The organism is Streptomyces sp. NPDC044003 (assembly GCF_056435185.1).
The window spans coordinates 33,662-50,856 of sequence record NZ_JBWKFA010000005.1 but is presented as its reverse complement, the minus strand read 5'-3'; the positions used below and the strand labels follow the sequence as shown (position 1 = coordinate 50,856).

Genomic DNA, 17,195 nt, shown 5'->3' with positions numbered 1-17,195 from the left:
CCGGGACGCGGCTCAGATCCACGCTCCCCGATCGGTGAGCACGCCGCGCAGCGTCTCCAGGTGATCGGTCATGATGCCATCGACACCCAGGTCGAGGAGAGAGTTCATCCGGGCGGGATCGTTCACGGTCCACACGTGGACCTGGAGCCCGCGCGCGTGCGCCTCCCGCACGAACCGGCGGTCGACCACGGGGATCCCCGCCTGGCGCTCCGGCACCTGCGCCGCCACGGCTCCGGCCCGCAGCGCCGCCGGGATCCCCCAGGAGCGCAGCCGCAGCCCGGCCACCCCGCGCACCCCGTACGAGGTGGCGAGCCGCGGACCGGCCAGACGCTGCGCCCGCGCCACCCGGGACTCGGTGAAGGAGCCCACGCAGACCCGGTCCCAGGCGCCGGTCCTGCGGATCAGGTCGACCAGCGGGGCGAGGGCCGACTCGGTCTTGAGATCCACGTTCCAGCGGGCCTCGGGGAACTCCTCCAGGAGGTCCTCGAAGAGCGGCAGGGGCTCCTTGCCGGCCACTCGGGCCTCCCGTACCGCCGCCCAAGGGAGGTCGCGGATCCGGCCCGAGGTGTCCGTCACCCGGTCGAGGGTCGCGTCGTGGAAGGCGACGAGCACGCCGTCGGAGGTCGTGTGCACATCGGTCTCGAAATAGCGGTAGCCCGCCGCGGTGGCCCGGCGGAAGGCGGCCGCGGTGTTCTCCAGGCCGTTCGCCGTGCCGCCGCGATGGGCGAACGCGAGAGGGGAGGGATGGTCGAGGTAGGGGTGGCGTACGCGAGTCACGGCCGCAGTATGGCGCCTTCCGGTGTCTCCGTGGCGACCTCGGAGGGGACGGGGTCCGGATCCGGGACGGCGAACCAGCGCAGGAAGAACTGGGCGAGCGGTCCGATCGCGAGGGCGTAGAGGACCGTGCCGACGCCGACCGAGCCGCCGAGCAGGAAGCCGGTGGCGACCACCACCACCTCGATCGCCGTCCGCACCAGCCGGATGGACCGGCCGGTGAGCCGGTGCAGACCGGTCATCAGGCCGTCACGCGGGCCGGGTCCGAACCGCGCCGCGATGTACAGACCGGTCGCGACCCCGTTGAGGACGATGCCGAGCAGGAGCACCGGCACCTGCTCGACCAGACCGTCGACGTCCGGGACGAGCGCCAGGGTGCCGTCCATCGCCAGTCCGATCACGAACACGTTGGAGACCGTGCCGAGCCCGGGCCGCTGCCGGATCGGGACCCACAGGAGCAGCACCATCGCACCGACGATGATCGACACCACGCCGATGGTCAGCCCGGTCTTCTCGGCGAGTCCCTGGTGGAGGACGCCCCAGGGCTCCAGGCCGAGGCCGCTGCGCACCAGCAGCGCCGAGCTGACCCCGTACAGCGTCAGTCCGGCGTACAGCTGGACGAGCCGACGGGTGAGGTGCCGGCCATGGAGGCCGGAGGCGATGGACAAGGAACTGCCCCCCAAGGTGGTGGTAGTGGACTGGCTCATGACACTCTGTGGCGGGGGATCGGATGTCGCCCATGGCCAATTCGAGGAAGGTGGACTGATTTCCATGGCTCAGTGGACTTCGGCGGTGGGACCGGCTCAGCTCGCCCGGCAGCTCCAGGCGCAGCAGCCGCGGCCCGCCGGACCCGGCGCCCGCAAGCCGCCCGCCTACCGCGCCCTGGCCGACGGCATCCGGCTGCTCGTCCTGGAGGGCCGCGTCCCGGTCGCCGCCCGCCTGCCCGCCGAGCGGGAACTCGCCCTCGCGCTCACCGTCAGCCGCACCACCGTCGCCGCGGCCTACGAGGCGCTGCGCACCGAGGGCTTCCTGGAGTCACGACGCGGCGCCGGCAGCTGGACCGCCGTGCCCGCCGGGAACCCGCTGCCCGCGCGCGGCCTCGAACCCCTGCCGCCCGAGTCCCTCGGCTCGATGATCGACCTCGGCTGCGCGGCGCTGCCCGCACCCGAGCCCTGGCTCACCCGGGGCGTCCAGGGCGCGCTGGAGGAACTGCCGCCCTACGCCCACACGCACGGGGACTACCCGGCCGGGCTGCCCGCGCTGCGGCAGATGCTCGCCGACCGGTACACCGCGCGCGGGATCCCCACCATGCCCGAGCAGATCATGGTCACGACCGGCGCCATGGGCGCCATCGACGCCATCTGCCACCTCTTCGCGGGCCGCGGCGAGCGGATCGCCGTCGAGTCGCCCTCGTACGCCAACATCCTCCAGCTGATGCGCTCGGCCGGCGCCCGGCTGGTGCCCGTCGCCATGGCCGAGGGCCTCGGCAGCTGGGACCTGCCCCGCTGGCGGCAGGTGCTGCGGGACGCGGCGCCCCGCCTCGCGTACGTCGTCGCCGACTTCCACAACCCGACCGGCGCGCTCGCCGACGAGGACCAGCGGCGCCAGCTGGTCGAGGCGGCCCGCTCGGCCGGCACGGTCCTCGTCGTCGACGAGACCATGGCCGAGCTGCACCTGGACGAGGACCTGGAGATGCCCCGGCCGGTCTGCGCCTTCGACCCGGCGGGCGCCACCGTCCTCACGGTCGGCTCGGCCAGCAAGGCCTTCTGGGCGGGCATGCGGATCGGCTGGGTCCGGGCCGCGCCCGACGTCATCCGTTCCCTGGTGGCCGCGCGCGCGTACGCCGACCTGGGCACCCCCGTCCTGGAGCAGCTCGGCGTGAACTGGCTGATGCGGACGGGCGGCTGGGAGGAGGCCGTGAGCCTCCGCCGCGAGCAGGCCAAGGAGAACCGGGACGCGCTCGTCGCCGCCGTCCGCCGGGAGCTCCCGGAGTGGGAGTTCGCGGTCCCGCGCGGCGGTCTGACCCTCTGGGTCCGCACCGGCGGCCTGTCCGGTTCACGGCTCGCGGAGGCGGGTGAGCGGGTCGGCGTCCGCGTCCCCTCCGGTCCCCGCTTCGGCGTCGACGGCGCCTTCGAGGGCTTCGTCCGGCTGCCCTTCACGGTCGGCGGCCCGGTCGCCGACGAGGCGGCCGTCCGGCTGGCCGCCGCGGCCCGCCTGGTCGAGTCGGGCGTCGGCAGCGGGGGAACGGAACCGCCGCGGTCGTTCGTGGCGTAACGGGTCACGCGGACATGTACGAAGGGTCCCCACGCGCGTGCGTGGGGACCCTTCGTCCGTCCGTCCGGTCTCAGCCCTCGGCGGGGACCGGGGTGTGGAACGGGGCGGGGCCGGAGTCCGGTTCGGTGCGGGGCGCCGGGGCCGGTTCGGGGGCCGAGCCGGGGACCGTCTCCACCGCGGCGGCCGAGATCGTGACCGTGTCCGAGGCCGTGACGGCGGGCGGGGCGGTGACGGCCGGCGGGGCGGTGGGTGCGGGCGGGGCCTTGACCAGGACGGCGGGCGCGGCCGGGGCCGTGATCGCGCGGCGCTCCGGGAGAAGGTCCAGGACCGCCTGGCGGTGCGTCTCGCTCGTCGCGTCGTCGTACGGGTCGGGCGTCGCCGGCACCTGGAGCCGCAGGACCGGGCCGGTGCCCAGGCGCGCGTAGCCACGGCCCGCGGGGACCTCGGGCGTCGGCGTGGTGTGCGGCCGGGCGCCGAGCACGGCCCCGATCTGCTCCGGGGTGGCGGGGCCGAGGACGATCCGGGCCCTGGTGTGGGTCCGTACCGACTCGCTCAGCGTGTCCGTGGAGTCGAACTGCTCGGCCACCACGACCGTGACCTGCGCCGCGCGCCCGTGCCGCAGCGGCACCTGGAGGAGCTCCTGGGGGTCGGGGCGGCCGTCGGCGGCGGCCAGGTGGCCGAGGATGCTCGGCCGGTCGAGCAGGATCCACAGCGGGCGGCGGGTGTCCTCGGGCGCCGGCTGCCCGGCCTGCCGGGCGCGGTTGGCGGCGATCAGCCGCCGCTCCGTCTCGTGCGCCGCCCACTCCAGGGCGGCGAGGGCGCCGGAGAGCCCGCACTCGACCGCGAGGACGCCGTCGCGGCCGGTCAGGCACGCGTACTCGCCGGTGCCGCCGCCCTCGACGATCAGCACGTCGCCGTGGGGGAGGGCCTGGAGGGCGATCGAACGCAGCAGGGAGGTGGTGCCGCTGCCGGGCTGGCCGACGGCGAGCAGGTGCGGCTCGGTGGAGCGGGGGCCGGTGCGCCAGACGACGGCGGGCGCGTCCTCCGTGCCGTCCGCCGAGACGACGGGCACGGTCCGCTGCACGGCGTCGGCGTCGGTGAAGCCGAGGACCGTCTCGCCCGGCACCGTGACGAAGCGCTGGGCGGCGATGGTGGTGGGCAGAGCGGGCAGCACGCTCATGACGAGCCGGTTGCCCTCCTCGTCCCAGTCGAAGCGGTACTCGCGGCCGCGCCCCGACTTGGCGTGCAGCAGCTGCTCGATGCGGGCGCGGGCGGCGGGTTCGCCGTCGGTGAAGTACGGGGGGTACGCGATGCGCAGCCGGGTGAGCCGCCCGTCCTCGTCGAAGGCGTGGTCCGCGAAGGCGCCGCTCCACTCCCCGTCGTGGGCGAAGAGCGGCGAGGGGTCCTCGGGGACGGAGAAGTACGGCACGAGGGCCTCGTACAGGCCCTTGAGACGGGCGATCTCCGCCTCGTCGGGCCCGGTCTTCACGACCGGGCGCTCACGGCCCTTCCAGGCGGCCGCGGCCATGAGCACCACGAGCGCGAGGAGCGGCCCGTACGGCATGAGGGCGACGACCAGGACGCAGGCCGCGACCAGGAGCAGCGTGGGACCACGCCGCTCCTTGGGGGTCGCGGCCCACTTGGCGCGCGCGGTCGCGGCCAGTTTCCGCAGACCACGGGAGACCGTGATCAGTGGATGGAGCACGTCGGTGGCGCTGTCGGCGGCCGAGCGCGCGATCTCTCGACTACGAGCGATCTGTGCGCTGCCGCTGCTCAGAATGCGGGGGAGTGGTCGCCGGGCCACGAAGTACTCCTGAATCGCTGGAAGGGACTGGAGGGCGTCAGAACTTGATCCCGCCCAGGAGGCCGGCGAGGCTCTGCCCACCCGCCGTGATGCTCGGGGCGATGGCGGTGCCCGCGAGGTAGAAGCCGAACAGCGCGCTGACGAGGGCGTGCGAGGCCTTCATCCCGTCCTTCTTGAAGAACAGGAAGCAGATGATGCCGAGCAGGACCACGCCTGAGATGGACAGGATCATTGGTTGTTCTCCTGGTTGAGGGGACAGTCACCATGAGTCCTTCCAGGTTCACAGCAAGTATCTATGTGACTAAAGGTGCATTAGAGTGAAAAACGGTCGATTTCACTTGACCGGCGGACGTCGAACGCGCTGCCGGGTGGCGAAACACCCGGGGCCCGCCTAGGGGCGGAATGACGTGATCTTTGCCTCGGTCGGGCGCGGTCATGTCGCCGGACGGGCAGTACCCTGTCGATTCACTCGTACGGCCGCGCTTGCCGTGCACAGGCCGACAACGCAGGAGAGAGGCGGTCCCACCCGATGAGCGAGACTCCGGACCCCGAGGTCATCGAGCTGGCGTCCAAGGTCTTCGACCTCGCACGCACGGGTGACACCGACGCCCTCGCCGCGTACCTCGACGCGGGCGTCCCCGCGAACCTCACCAACGACAAGGGCGACACCCTCGTCATGCTCGCCGCCTACCACGGCCACGCCGCCGCGGTCACCGCCCTCCTGGAGCGGGGCGCCGAGGCAGACCGCGCCAACGACCGCGGCCAGACCCCGCTCGCCGGCGCCGTCTTCAAGGGCGAGGACGCCGTCGTCCGCGCCCTCCTCGCCGGCGGCGCAAATCCGGAGGCAGGGACTCCGTCCGCGCTCGACACCGCCCGCATGTTCGGCAAGACCGAACTCCTGGAGCTCTTCGGAGCCAGGTGAACGGCGGCTGAACCCCAGGTGGGAGCGGCGTCGTAAATGTGGTCGCGGTGGCGAAATGGGTGGGTCATCATGACGTCGGGCCCGGCAAAACGGGCCACCGACGAGAGGCTGAGGAAGATGGTCACTGGCAGGCGAATGACGACGACGGGCGGCCCCGAGTGTTGCCGCACGGCCTAGGCGTACGGGCGATGTACCGCCCGACCGGGTTGCCCCCGGTATCCCCCGGTCGTGTCGACAGCTGATGTGAGGCGTCTTCCCATGTTCGATCCAGTCATAGCGCCGAGCGGCACCCTGCTCGGCCTGCTGCAGCGGGGCCGCGGCGACGGCACCCTGCACGCGCTCGCCGCGCCACGTGCCGAGGCCCTCGCGGCCCTCAACCACTGCGTTCTCGACGACCCCCGCCACGACTGGCAGGTCGAGAACCGCTCCCTTTACTACGCCCGGCTCTACCTGGACCTCCACGGAGGCCTGGACGAGGTCGAGGCGCACCTCTTCGATGCCGAGGACCACCTCGACACCGAGGAGTCCCGGACCGGGCTCGCGCTCGCCGTCCTCGGGCACCTCGCCTCCTACGGACGCCAGGACGCCCTGCTGCTGCTCCGGCGGTACGCGGCGACCGGCGCCAACTGGGCCTGGGCCCTCGACGAGCTCGCCCTCCGCGACGACGACACCGGACTCCGCGCGCTCGCCCTGTCCGTCCTCGCCCGCTTCCCGGCCGACGCGGAAGGCGACGCCGAGCTGGCCCGCACCGTCCGCGACGCCTTCGAGCCCCGGCCCTGGCGGCTGTGGGCCGAGGACCCGCGCGAGTCCGTCGGCGCCCGCATCAGGGCTGCCCGCGACCAGGGCTCCTTCGACCGCTGGCAGCGCCAGATGCGCCCCGCCGGGCCCCGCCCCGGCTGGAGCGTCAAGGCCGTCCTCGACTGGGCGCAGGAGGGGTACGAGCGCGGTGCCGTGCTCCACGGCCCCGCCGCCCGCTGCCTGACCGCCGTCGCCGGGCCCGAGGACCGTCCCGAGCTGCTCGCCGCCGCCCGGTACGGCGCGGCCGGAGCCCGCGGCGCCGCCCTCCACCACCTCGCCGAGTCACGGGACCCCGCCGTCCTCGACCTCGTCGAGGCCGCGGCCGACGGCGACTCCCGCGAGATCGCCGACGCCGCCGTCGCCGCCTACCGGCGGATGTGCGGCGACGACGCCGTCGCCCGCGCCCGCGCGTGGGTCCGGCGCACCGACGCCCTCGGGACCGCCGCCGCCGAGGTCCTCGCCTGCCGAGGCACCGCCCAGGACACCTCCCTCGTCCTCGGTGCCCTGCGCGGCACCGTGCGCTCCGCGGGCCCCGACGCCCCCGAGCTCGCCTGCCTCGTCGACGGCGCCGGACGCCTCGGCATCGCCTGCGCGGCACCCGTGCTGCGCCACGTCTACCGCGAGACGACCTCCTCCCAGCTGCGCGGCCGCGTGGCCCGCGCCCTCGCCGCCACCGACACCACCTTCGCGACCGGCTTCGCCGTCGAATGCCTGTGGGACTGCGAGGAGACCACCCGCGAGGTCGCGGCCCAGCACGCCGAGACCGGTGACGTCCGCGTCGCCGAACGATTGCGCAGGCTCGCCGCGGATCCGGCCGAAGAGGTCGAGGTCCAGACGGCGGTACGCAACCGGATAGGGCCGGACCTCCAGGTCTGACCCCGGCTCCGGGGCAGCGACAGGTCCGACCACCCCCTCCCGGCCCGACCTGCCGCCCCCGAGCCACCCGCCACCCGGCCCCCGGGGCGGCGCGGCCCGCGGCGGACGACCCGCCGAGCGTGGCCCCGCCCCGGGGGCCGGGGTGCCTTCACCGGCCTCCGGTGTTCGCTTTCTCCGGCCCTTGGCGTTCGTCTTCTCCGGTCCCTGGCGTTCGTCTTCTCCGGCGCCCGGCGTTCGCCTTCTTCGGCCCCTGGCGTGCGTCTTCACCGGCCCCTGGCGTTCGTCTTTTTCGGCCTCCGGTGTTCGTCTTCACAGGCCCCGGCTTTCGTCTTCTCCGGCCCCCGCTGCGCCCAGGGGAAAAGCTCATGGGACGTTCCCTCCCCGTCAAGATCCACGTTGGCGGGGACACGCCGAGCGCGACGACAACACCCGTATGCGTGTCGTCATCGTCACCGAATCCTTCCCTCCCGACGTCAACGGTGTGGCGCACTGCGCCCTGCAGACCGCGCGCCACCTCGTCCGGCGGGGCCACACCCCGCTCGTCATCGCCCCCGCCGTCGCCGACCCGGCCGCGGACGCCGACGCCCCCTGCGCCGTCGTCCGGGTGCCCTCTCTCCCCCTGCCCGGCTATCCGCAGGTACGGGTCGCCCTGCCCAGCCGCCGGGTCGCCGCCGCCATCGCCGCCCACCGCGCCGACCTCGTCCACCTCGCCGGACCGTTCGTCCTCGGCGTCCGGGGCATGACCGTCGCCGCCCGGCTCGGGATACCCGCCGTCGCCGTCTACCAGACCGACCTCGCCGGCTACGCGCGCACGTACGTCGGGACCGGCGAGGGCGCCGCCTGGCGCCGCCTCCGCGCCGTGCACGGCGCCGCCGACCGCACCCTCGCCCCGTCCTCCGCCGCCGCGCGCGACCTGGAGGAACACGGCATCGTCCGCATTCGGCTCTGGGGGCGTGGAGTGGACACCGTCCGCTTCCGCCCCGAACTGCGCGACACGGCCCTCCGTCGGGAGCTCGCCCCCGACGGGGAGCTCCTCGTCGGCTACGTGGGCCGGCTCGCCCCCGAGAAGCGGGTGGACCTGCTCGCGGGGGCCTGCGCGCTCCCCGGCGTCCGGGTCGTGGTCGTCGGGGACGGGCCGAGCGAACCGGCCCTCCGCGCCGCACTGCCGGCCGCCCGGTTCCTCGGCCGCCGCACCGGCGCCGACCTCGCCCGGATCTTCGCCTCGCTCGACGTCTTCGCCCACACCGGCCCGCACGAGACCTTCTGCCAGACCGTCCAGGAGGCCATGGCGAGCGGGGTTCCGGTCGTCGCCCCGGCCGCCGGCGGCCCCCTGGACCTGGTCGACCACGGCCGCACCGGACTCCTCGTACCCCCGGGCGACCCGGACGCGCTGCGCGAGGCTGTCGCCGCGCTCGCCGCCGCGCCCGGGACGCGCGCCGCGTACGGCGCGGCCGGGCGGGCCGCCGTCGAGGGGCGCACCTGGGAGGCGCTCGGCGACGAGCTGATCGGCCACTACCTGGAGGTGCTGCGCGAGCGGACGGCGGTGGCGGCATGAGCGGCGCCGCGAAGGGGAGAGCCTCCGGGCTCCGGATCGTGCGGCTCGCGAACTTCGTGACCCCCATCTCGGGCGGCCTCCGCACCGCCCTCGACCAGCTCGGCCGCGGCTACCTGGCCGCCGGCCACGAACCCGTCCTCGTCGTCCCCGGCGACGTCGCGAGCGACCATCACACCGAGCAGGGCCGGGTCGTCACCCTTCCCGGCCCCGTCCTGCCCGGCACCGGCGGCTACCGGGTCCTGGCCGACCGGAGCCGCGTCCGTCGGCTCCTCGACGAACTCGCTCCCGACCGGATCGAGGTCTCCGACCGCACCACCCTGCGGTGGACGGGGGAGTGGGCGCGACGCGCCCGCGTACCGTCGGTCATGGTCTCTCACGAGACCGCCGACGGGGTGCTGCGCACCTGGGGCGTGCCGCCCGCGCTCGCCGCCCGGGCAGCGGACCGGCTCAACCGGCGCACGGCGTGGGCCTTCGCACGGATCGTGTGCACGACGGAGTGGGCGGAGCGCGAGTTCGTACGGATCGGGGCGCGCAATGTCGTACGGGCGCCGCTCGGCGTGGACCTGGAGCGATGCCGGCCCGGCCGTCGCAGCACCGCGCTGCGGGCCCGGTACGCCGACGGGGAACGGGTGCTGCTCGTGCTGTGCTCCCGGCTCTCGGTCGAGAAGCGGCCGGGCACGGCCCTGGACGCCCTGGAGGAGCTGCGCGGCCTGGGGATCGCGGCGGCGCTCGTGGTCGCGGGGGACGGGCCGCTGAGAGGCTCCCTGGAGCGGCGGGCGCGCGAGCGGCGCCTCCCGGTGCGGTTCCTCGGACACGTGGCCGACCGGGAGGCCCTGGCGGACCTCCAGGCGGCGGCCGACGTGTGCCTGGCCCCGGGGCCCGCCGAGACCTTCGGCCTCTCCGCCCTGGAGGCCCTCGCCTGCGGGACTCCCGTCGTGGTCAGCGCCTCCTCCGCCCTGCCGGAGGTCGTGGGCACGGCGGGAGCGTCCGCCGCCGACACACCGAGGGCCTTCGCCGAGGGGGTACGGGGTCTCCTCGCGGCCCCGGAGAGCGCCCGCCGCCGCGCCGCACGCGCGCGTGCGGAGGTCTTCTCCTGGGACCGCGCCGTCACCGCCTTCCTCCACGCCCACGACGCCCTCCCGGTGACCCGGTCGCTCGTCCCCGAGGAGGCCCGCCGATGACACGGGAAACGGCGGGGGTGGGGGTGGGCGCGGCAGCGCCCGGGATTCCGCCCGCGCGTGCCGGTGCCCCCGGCGAGGCCGGGCCCCTTCGGTTCGCCGTGCTCGGGGACTCGTTCAGCGAGGGCGTCGGGGACCGGGTCGGCGGGGCCTGGCGGGGGTGGGCGGCGCTGCTCTCCGAGGGGCTCGCGGCCGAGGGGCTCGCGGCCGAAGGGCTCTCGGTCGAGGGGCTCTCGATCGAAAGGCTCTCGGCCGAGGGGCTCCTGGCCGACGAGAGGGGGACGGAGGGGCCGGGAACGCCGGGGCGGGGGACGGCAGGGCCGGGAACGTCGGGGCAGGGGACGGCAGGACCGGGAGCGCCGGGGCGAGGGACGGTCTTTCTCAACCTCGCCGTCAGCGGGGCGCTCAGCTCCGACGTCGTCGAGCAGCAGGCCCCCCGCGCCCTCGCGTTCCGGCCCCACCTCGCCTCCGTCGTCGTCGGCGTGAACGACACCCTCCGCCGGACCTTCGACATCGCGCTCCTCGCCCGCCGCCTGGACCGGGTCTGCGCCGACCTCGACGCCCTCGGAGCCGTACTCCTGACGGCCTGCCTGCCCGATCCGGGCCGGATGCTCGGTCTTCCCCCGCCCCTGGCGCGCCCCCTCGCCCGCCGCCAGCGCTCCGTCAACGCGGTCGTGCACGCGCTTTCCGCCCGGTACGGGGCCGTCCATCTGCACCTCGCCGACCCCGCCTGGACCGAGGACCGCGCCCTGTGGAGCGCGGACCGGCTGCACCCCGGCGAGCGCGGCCACCGGGCCGTCGCCGCCGGCTTCCACGGGCTCCTCGCCGCCCGGGGACTCGCCCACGGCGCACCGCCCTCGACGGAGCCCGCCCAGCCGCCGCCGACCCGCACCGAGGCGCTGCTCTGGCTCGCCACCGCCGGCACCGGCTGGGTGCTGCGCCGCAGTCGCGACCTGCTCCCGCAGCTGCTTCTGCTCGCCGGCGCCGAGCTGCGTCACTGGGCCGACGGCACCGGCACGGCACCGCTCGACGCGCGCGCGGACGACGCCCTCGCGGCGGCGCTCGCGGCCACAATGGGGGGATGACCGGGCGCTGGGAGTTCTGGATCGACCGCGGCGGCACCTTCACCGACGTCGTCGGGCGACGGCCCGACGGCCGGCTCGTCACCCGCAAGGTGCTCTCCCACGATCCCGCCCGCCATCGGGACGCGGCCGTGTCCGGCATCCGTCTGCTGCTCGGCCTGGGCCCGGACGACCCCGTCCCCGCCGAACGGATCGCCGTCGTCAAGATGGGCACCACCGTCGCCACGAACGCCCTCCTGGAGCGGCGCGGCGAGCCGACCGTGCTCCTGATCACCGAGGGCTTCCGCGACGCGCTCCGCATCGCCTACCAGAACCGGCCCCGGCTCTTCGACCGACGCATCGTGCTGCCCGAGGCGGTGTACGCGCGCGTGATCGAGGTTCCCGAGCGGGTCGACGCCCACGGCGGCCTCGTCCGTCCGCTGGACGAGGCCGCCGTCGCCGAAGCGCTCGCCGCCGCGCACCGCGACGGCTTCCGCTCCGCCGCCGTCGTCCTCCTCCACGGCTACCGCCACCCCGAGCACGAGACCAGGGTCGCGGCGGCGGCCCGCGCCGCGGGCTTCACGCAGGTCAGCTGCTCGCACGAGGTCAGCCCCCTCATCAAGCTGGTCCCGCGGGGGGACACCACCGTCGTCGACGCCTATCTCTCGCCGATCCTGCGCCGGTACGTCGACGAGGTCGCCCGCGAACTCGCCGGCATCCGTCTCATGTTCATGCAGTCCAACGGAGGACTCCGCGAGGCGGCCCACTTCCGCGGCAAGGACGCCGTCCTGTCGGGACCGGCCGGCGGCGTCGTCGGCATGGCTCGCACCTCGGCGCAGGCGGGACACGACCGTGTCATCGGCTTCGACATGGGCGGCACCTCCACCGATGTGTCGCACTACGCGGGCACCTTCGAGCGTGAACTCGGTACACAGGTCGCCGGGGTGCGGATGCGGGCGCCCATGATGAGCATCCACACGGTCGCGGCGGGCGGCGGCTCCGTCCTCCACTACGACGGGCGCCGCTACCGCGTCGGCCCCGACTCGGCCGGCGCCGTCCCCGGGCCCGCCTGCTACCGACGCGGCGGCCCCCTGACGGTCACCGACGCCAACGTCATGCTCGGGCGCGTCCAGCCCGACCACTTTCCCGCCGTCTTCGGCGAGACCGGCGACCTTCCCCTCGACGCCGAGGTCGTACGGGAGCGGTTCACCGCCCTCGCCGAGGAGGTCGGCGGCGGCCGCACCCCCGAGGAGGTCGCCGCGGGCTTCCTGGAGATCGCCGTCCTCAACATGGCCAACGCCGTCAAGAAGATCTCCGTGGAGCGCGGCCACGACATCACCCGGTACGCCCTCACCAGCTTCGGCGGCGCCGGCGGTCAGCACGCCTGCGCCGTCGCCGACGCCCTGGGTGTCGACACCGTTCTCGTACCCCCGCTGGCCGGGGTGCTCTCGGCGTACGGGATCGGGCTCGCCGACGCCACCGCCATGCGGGAGCGGTCCGTCGAGGCCGAACTCGACGCCGCCGGCACCCACGAGCGCGTGACGGCCCTCTGCGCCGAACTCGCCGACCGCACCCGCGAGGAGCTGCGCGCCGACGGACTGCCCGACGAGGCCATCGCCACGCACGCGCGTGTGCTCCTGCGGTACGCGGGCACGGACGCGAGCCTTCCCGTCGACCTCGCACCAGCCGACGAGCTGAAAACCGGGTTCACGGACCTTCACCGCGCGCGGTACGCCTTCACCCTGGACCGGCCGCTCGTCGTCGAGGCCGTCACCGTCGAGGCCGTCGGCACCGCCGGACCGCACGGCCCGGTCCTCGTGGACACAGGAGAACGGACCGGTGCCCTCGCCCCCGCGGCCACCGTCCGCATGCACAGTGCAGGGGCGTCCCACGATGCCCCGCTCCACCGGCGCGAGGACCTGCGGCCCGGCGACAGCGTCGACGGGCCCGCCATCCTCGCCGAGGCCGACGCCACGACCGTCGTCGACACCGGCTGGCGGGCCACCGCGACCGACGAAGGCCACCTCCTGCTGCACCGCGTCGTCCCCCGCCCCCCGCGCGTGGCCGCCGGCACGGACGTGGACCCCGTCCTCCTGGAGGTCTTCAACAACCTCTTCATGTCCATCGCCGAGCAGATGGGCGTCCGCCTGGAGAACACCGCCCAGTCCGTCAACATCAAGGAACGCCTCGACTTCTCCTGCGCGCTCTTCGACGCCGAGGGCAACCTGATCGCCAACGCCCCCCACATCCCCGTCCACCTCGGTTCCATGGGGGAGTCCATCAAAGAGGTGCTGCGCCGGCGCGGGGACGACCTGCGCCCCGGCGACGTGTACGCGATCAACGACCCGTACCACGGCGGCACGCACCTCCCCGACGTCACCGTCGTGACCCCGGTGTTCGGCGACGCGGGAAGCGACAGCGGCGACGAACTCCGCTTCCTCGTCGCCTCGCGAGGCCACCACGCCGAGATCGGCGGCATCACCCCCGGCTCCATGCCCGCCTTCAGCCGGACCGTCGACGAGGAGGGCGTCCTCTTCGACAACTGGCTGCTCGTCCGCGACGGACAGCTGCGCGAGGCCGAGACCCGGGCCCTGCTCACCGGAGCCCGCCACCCCTCCCGCGACCCGGACACCAACCTCGCCGACCTGCGCGCCCAGATCGCCGCCAACGAGAAGGGCATCGAGGAACTGCGCCGCACGGTCGAGGAGTTCGGGCTCGACGTCGTCCAGGCCTACATGCGGCACGTCCGCGCCAACGCCGAGGAGTCCGTGCGCCGCATCGTCGCGCGCCTCGACGACGGCGCGTACCGCTACGAGACCGACGGGGGAGCGGTGATCCAGGTCGCCGTCCGGGTCGACCGCGAACGGCGCTCCGCCGTCCTCGACTTCACCGGCACCTCCCCCCAGCTGCCCGGGAACGCCAACGCGCCCACCGCCGTCGTCATGGCCGCCGTCCTGTACGTCTTCCGCACCCTCGTCGACGAGGACATCCCGCTCAACAGCGGCTGCCTGGAGCCCCTGGAGGTCCGCGTCCCGCCCGGCTCCATGCTCACCCCCGTCCACCCCGCGGCCACCGTCGCCGGGAACGTCGAGACCTCCCAGGCCGTCACGGGCGCCCTCTACGCGGCCCTCGGCGTCCAGGCCGAGGGCTCCGGCACCATGAACAACGTCACCTTCGGCAACGCGCGCGTGCAGTACTACGAGACCGTCGCCAGCGGCTCGGGCGCGGGCGACGGCTTCGACGGCGCCGACGCCGTCCAGACCCACATGACCAACTCCCGGCTCACGGACCCCGAGATCCTGGAGTGGCGCCACCCGGTCCGGGTCGACGCCTTCGCGGTACGGGAGGACAGCGGCGGGCGCGGGCGATGGCACGGCGGCCACGGCGTGGAGCGGCGGCTGCGCTTCCTGGAGCCGATGACGGTGGCCCTGCTCACCGGACACCGCAGGGTCCCGCCCTACGGGATGGCGGGCGGCGAGCCCGGCGCCCTCGGCGAGAACCTCGTGGAACGCGCCGACGGCACCGTCGAACACCTCGAAGGGGCCGCCACCACGGAGGTGGGCACCGACGACGTCCTCGTCCTGCGCACCCCGGGCGGCGGGGGATACGGCCCGCCGGCCCTCTGAGCCGTCGGCCCGCCACCTCTCCGAGCCCTCACCGCACCGGCACGAACCGCACCGGCGTCCCCGGGACCGCCTGCGCGGCCGCGCCCAGATCGGCCTCCCGCACCACCGCGACCACGGGATAGCCCCCGGTCGTCGGATGATCCGCGAGGAACACCACCGGGCGCCCGTCCGGCGGCACCTGCACCGCGCCCAGGACCATGCCCTCGCTCGCCAGCTCGCCCGGCACGGCCCGCTCCAGGGCCGGGCCCTCGAGACGCAGCCCGATCCGGTTGCTCGCCGGCGACACCCGGTACGCGCGCGTGGTGAAGGCGCGCACCGCCGCAGCGGTGAACCAGTCGTCCCGGGGACCCGGCCGGACCCGCAGGACGAGTTCGTCCGGCGGACCCGGCCAGGGGGGAGCGTCGACCGACCCCCATACGGCCGTGGCCGCTCCCAGCGGCAGCACCGCCCCCTCCGCCAGCGGCGCCGGGCCGAGGCCCGACAGCAGGTCGGTGGAGCGGCTGCCGAGCACCGGCGCGACGGCGATCCCGCCGCCGAACGCCACGTACGAGCGCAGCCCGCGCACGGCCGCGCCGACCTCGAGGACGGAGCCCGCCCCGACCCGGAGCGTCGTCCCCCAGGCCGCCGGGCGGCCGTCCACCCGGACCGGGCACGGCGCGCCGCCGACCGCCACGGTCACCGCGCACCGGGGCCGCAGCGCGCACCCGCTGACGGTGGTCTCCAGGACCGCCGCGCCCTCCGCGTTGCCGACGAGCCGGTTGACGAGGCGCCCGGCCGCCGGGTCGAGGGCGCCCGAGCGGGGCACGCCGAGGTGCGCGTACCCCGCGCGCCCCAGGTCCTGCACGGTGGTCAGCGCCCCGGCCCGGACCACGGCGACGGCCCGGTCGCTCATCGTCCGCCGCCTGTCGTGAACCGGACCCGGGTGCCGGGCGTGAGCAGCGCGGCCGGGTCCCGCCCGGCGTCCCACAGCACCGCGTCCGTGGTGCCGATCAGCTGCCAGCCGCCGGGAGAGGAGCGCGGGTACACACCCGTGTACGTCCCGGCCAGGCCGACCGACCCGGCCGGGACCGCGGTGCGCGGCGTGGCCCGGCGCGGCACCTCGTACCGCTCGCCGAGCCCCGTCAGATAGCCGAAGCCGGGCGCGAACCCGCAGAAGGCGACCCGGAACTCGGTCGCCGTGTGGATCCGAACCGCCGCCTCCACGGACACCCCCCAGAGCGCGGCGACCTCCGCCAGGTCGGGCCCGTCGTAGCGGACCGGCACCTCGACGGCCTCGCCCACGCGCGCGTGGAGCGGCGGCGGCTCCCAGCCGGCCAGCTCGGCCGCGAGGCGCTCCGGGTCGTCCACTCCGTCGAGGAGCACGGTCCGCGCCGCCGGCACGATCTCCCGTACGGCGGGCAGCGCGCCGGCCGCCCGCCGCCGCAGCAGCTCGGCGTGGAAGGCCTCGGCCGCCCCGCCGCCGTCCAGTTCCACCAGGAGGGCCCGGTCGCCCACCCTCAGCACCCTCACGCGAAGGCCTCCACGCGCACGCCGGAGGCTTCCAGCTGCTCCCGGACCCGCCGGGCGAGGCCAACCGCGCCCGGGGTGTCGCCGTGCAGGCAGAGCGACCGGGCCCGGACGGCGACGGAGCTCCCGCAGTGCGCCGTGACGACCCCGAACCGGGCCATGGACACGGACCGTTCGACGACCTCGTCCGGGTCCGTGACGACGGCCCCCTCCTGCCCCCGTGGCAGCAGGGAGCCGTCGGCCCGGTAGGCCCGGTCGCCGAAGGCCTCGGCGACGACCGGGAGCCCGGCAGCCGCGGCGGCCTCGTGCAGCCGGGACCCCGGCAGCCCGAGGACCGGCAGCGTCCGGTCCGCGAGCAGCACGCCGTCCACGACCGCGGCCGCCTGCTCCGCGTCCCGGACCACCCGGTTGTAGAGCGCCCCGTGCGGCTTCACGTACGAGACCCGGGAGCCCGCGGCCCGGGCGAAGACCTCCAGGGCGCCGATCTGGTACGCCACCTCGGCGGCCAGCTCCGCGGCCGGCACGTCCATCGCGCGCCGCCCGAAGCCGGCCAGGTCGCGGTAGGACACCTGGGCCCCGATCCGTACCCCGCGCGCCGCCGCGAGCTCGCAGACCCGCCGCATGGTGGCCGCGTCCCCGGCGTGGAAGCCGCAGGCCACGTTGGCGCTGGTGACGACGGACAGGAGCCGCTCGTCGTCGGTCAGCGTCCAGCGGCCGAAGCCCTCGCCGAGGTCGGCGTTGAGATCGATCGGGACCCAGGTCATGTGGTGCTTCCTCTCCCACCTGGTGGTGCGGTGGTGCTCAGGGCTTGTGTCGTACGG

14 protein-coding genes are annotated in these 17,195 nt (G+C 75.2%); 7 read left to right on the top strand and 7 right to left on the bottom strand.

Annotated features, from left to right (window positions below; translation table 11 throughout):
* Window positions 1-12: 12 nt before the first annotated feature.
* Together AC07AW_RS20690 and yczE are read right to left on the bottom strand one after the other, a co-directional pair.
* A complete protein-coding gene (locus AC07AW_RS20690) occupies window positions 13-777 on the bottom strand; it encodes a glycerophosphodiester phosphodiesterase family protein (RefSeq protein ID WP_478816946.1) in 765 nt (254 codons plus the stop codon).
* Window positions 774-1,442 carry a membrane protein YczE gene (gene yczE / locus AC07AW_RS20685; RefSeq protein WP_478816945.1) on the bottom strand — a complete coding sequence of 223 codons (669 nt, stop codon included), beginning with the start codon at window positions 1,440-1,442 and terminating at the stop codon, window positions 774-776. The genes AC07AW_RS20690 and yczE overlap by 4 nt, the downstream gene beginning before the upstream one ends.
* Window positions 1,443-1,545: 103 nt before the next feature.
* Between yczE and AC07AW_RS20680 the strand changes: the two genes are divergently transcribed.
* Window positions 1,546-3,048 carry an SCO1417 family PLP biosynthesis transcription factor gene (locus AC07AW_RS20680; RefSeq protein WP_478816944.1) on the top strand — a complete coding sequence of 501 codons (1,503 nt, stop codon included), beginning with the start codon at window positions 1,546-1,548 and terminating at the stop codon, window positions 3,046-3,048.
* Window positions 3,049-3,118: 70 nt separating this feature from the next.
* Here AC07AW_RS20680 and AC07AW_RS20675 read toward each other — a convergent pair whose 3' ends face one another.
* The gene (locus AC07AW_RS20675; RefSeq protein WP_478816943.1) at window positions 3,119-4,852 is read right to left on the bottom strand and encodes a hypothetical protein; all 1,734 of its coding nucleotides are present in this window, start codon (window positions 4,850-4,852) and stop codon (window positions 3,119-3,121) included.
* A gap of 37 nt (window positions 4,853-4,889) precedes the next feature.
* Window positions 4,890-5,084: a hypothetical protein gene (locus tag AC07AW_RS20670; RefSeq protein WP_015032212.1), complete on the bottom strand. Its 195-nt coding sequence runs from the start codon at window positions 5,082-5,084 to the stop codon at window positions 4,890-4,892.
* Window positions 5,085-5,381: 297 nt separating this feature from the next.
* On the opposite strand from AC07AW_RS20670, the gene AC07AW_RS20665 reads away from it, so the two are divergent.
* From AC07AW_RS20665 to AC07AW_RS20640, 6 genes are all read left to right on the top strand, one after another.
* A complete protein-coding gene (locus tag AC07AW_RS20665; protein ID WP_478816942.1) occupies window positions 5,382-5,774 on the top strand; it encodes an ankyrin repeat domain-containing protein in 393 nt (130 codons plus the stop codon).
* A 258-nt stretch (window positions 5,775-6,032) separates the two neighbouring features.
* The gene (locus AC07AW_RS20660; RefSeq protein WP_478816941.1) at window positions 6,033-7,448 is read left to right on the top strand and encodes a HEAT repeat domain-containing protein; all 1,416 of its coding nucleotides are present in this window, start codon (window positions 6,033-6,035) and stop codon (window positions 7,446-7,448) included.
* Between the two features lie 433 nt (window positions 7,449-7,881).
* Complete coding sequence (locus tag AC07AW_RS20655; RefSeq protein ID WP_478816940.1) at window positions 7,882-9,003, top strand: glycosyltransferase family 4 protein; 1,122 nt, start codon at window positions 7,882-7,884, stop codon at window positions 9,001-9,003.
* Window positions 9,000-10,184, top strand: coding sequence for a glycosyltransferase (locus AC07AW_RS20650; RefSeq protein ID WP_478816939.1), 1,185 nt, complete (start codon window positions 9,000-9,002; stop codon window positions 10,182-10,184). The genes AC07AW_RS20655 and AC07AW_RS20650 overlap by 4 nt, the downstream gene beginning before the upstream one ends.
* Entirely contained in the window at window positions 10,181-11,266 is a 1,086-nt protein-coding gene (locus tag AC07AW_RS20645; protein ID WP_478816938.1) for an SGNH/GDSL hydrolase family protein, read from the top strand. The genes AC07AW_RS20650 and AC07AW_RS20645 overlap by 4 nt, the downstream gene beginning before the upstream one ends.
* Entirely contained in the window at window positions 11,263-14,868 is a 3,606-nt protein-coding gene (locus AC07AW_RS20640) for a hydantoinase B/oxoprolinase family protein (protein WP_478816937.1), read from the top strand. The genes AC07AW_RS20645 and AC07AW_RS20640 overlap by 4 nt, the downstream gene beginning before the upstream one ends.
* A 28-nt stretch (window positions 14,869-14,896) precedes the next feature.
* Here AC07AW_RS20640 and AC07AW_RS20635 read toward each other — a convergent pair whose 3' ends face one another.
* From AC07AW_RS20635 to AC07AW_RS20625, 3 genes are read right to left on the bottom strand one after another with little or no spacing between them, the layout of a single operon-like run.
* Window positions 14,897-15,760: a 5-oxoprolinase subunit C family protein gene (locus AC07AW_RS20635; protein WP_478816936.1), complete on the bottom strand. Its 864-nt coding sequence runs from the start codon at window positions 15,758-15,760 to the stop codon at window positions 14,897-14,899.
* Window positions 15,757-16,377: a 5-oxoprolinase subunit PxpB gene (gene pxpB, locus AC07AW_RS20630; RefSeq protein WP_478816935.1), complete on the bottom strand. Its 621-nt coding sequence runs from the start codon at window positions 16,375-16,377 to the stop codon at window positions 15,757-15,759. Before pxpB ends, AC07AW_RS20635 begins: the two co-directional genes overlap by 4 nt.
* Window positions 16,374-17,138, bottom strand: coding sequence for a LamB/YcsF family protein (locus AC07AW_RS20625; RefSeq protein ID WP_392154868.1), 765 nt, complete (start codon window positions 17,136-17,138; stop codon window positions 16,374-16,376). Before AC07AW_RS20625 ends, pxpB begins: the two co-directional genes overlap by 4 nt.
* Window positions 17,139-17,195 lie beyond the last annotated feature (57 nt).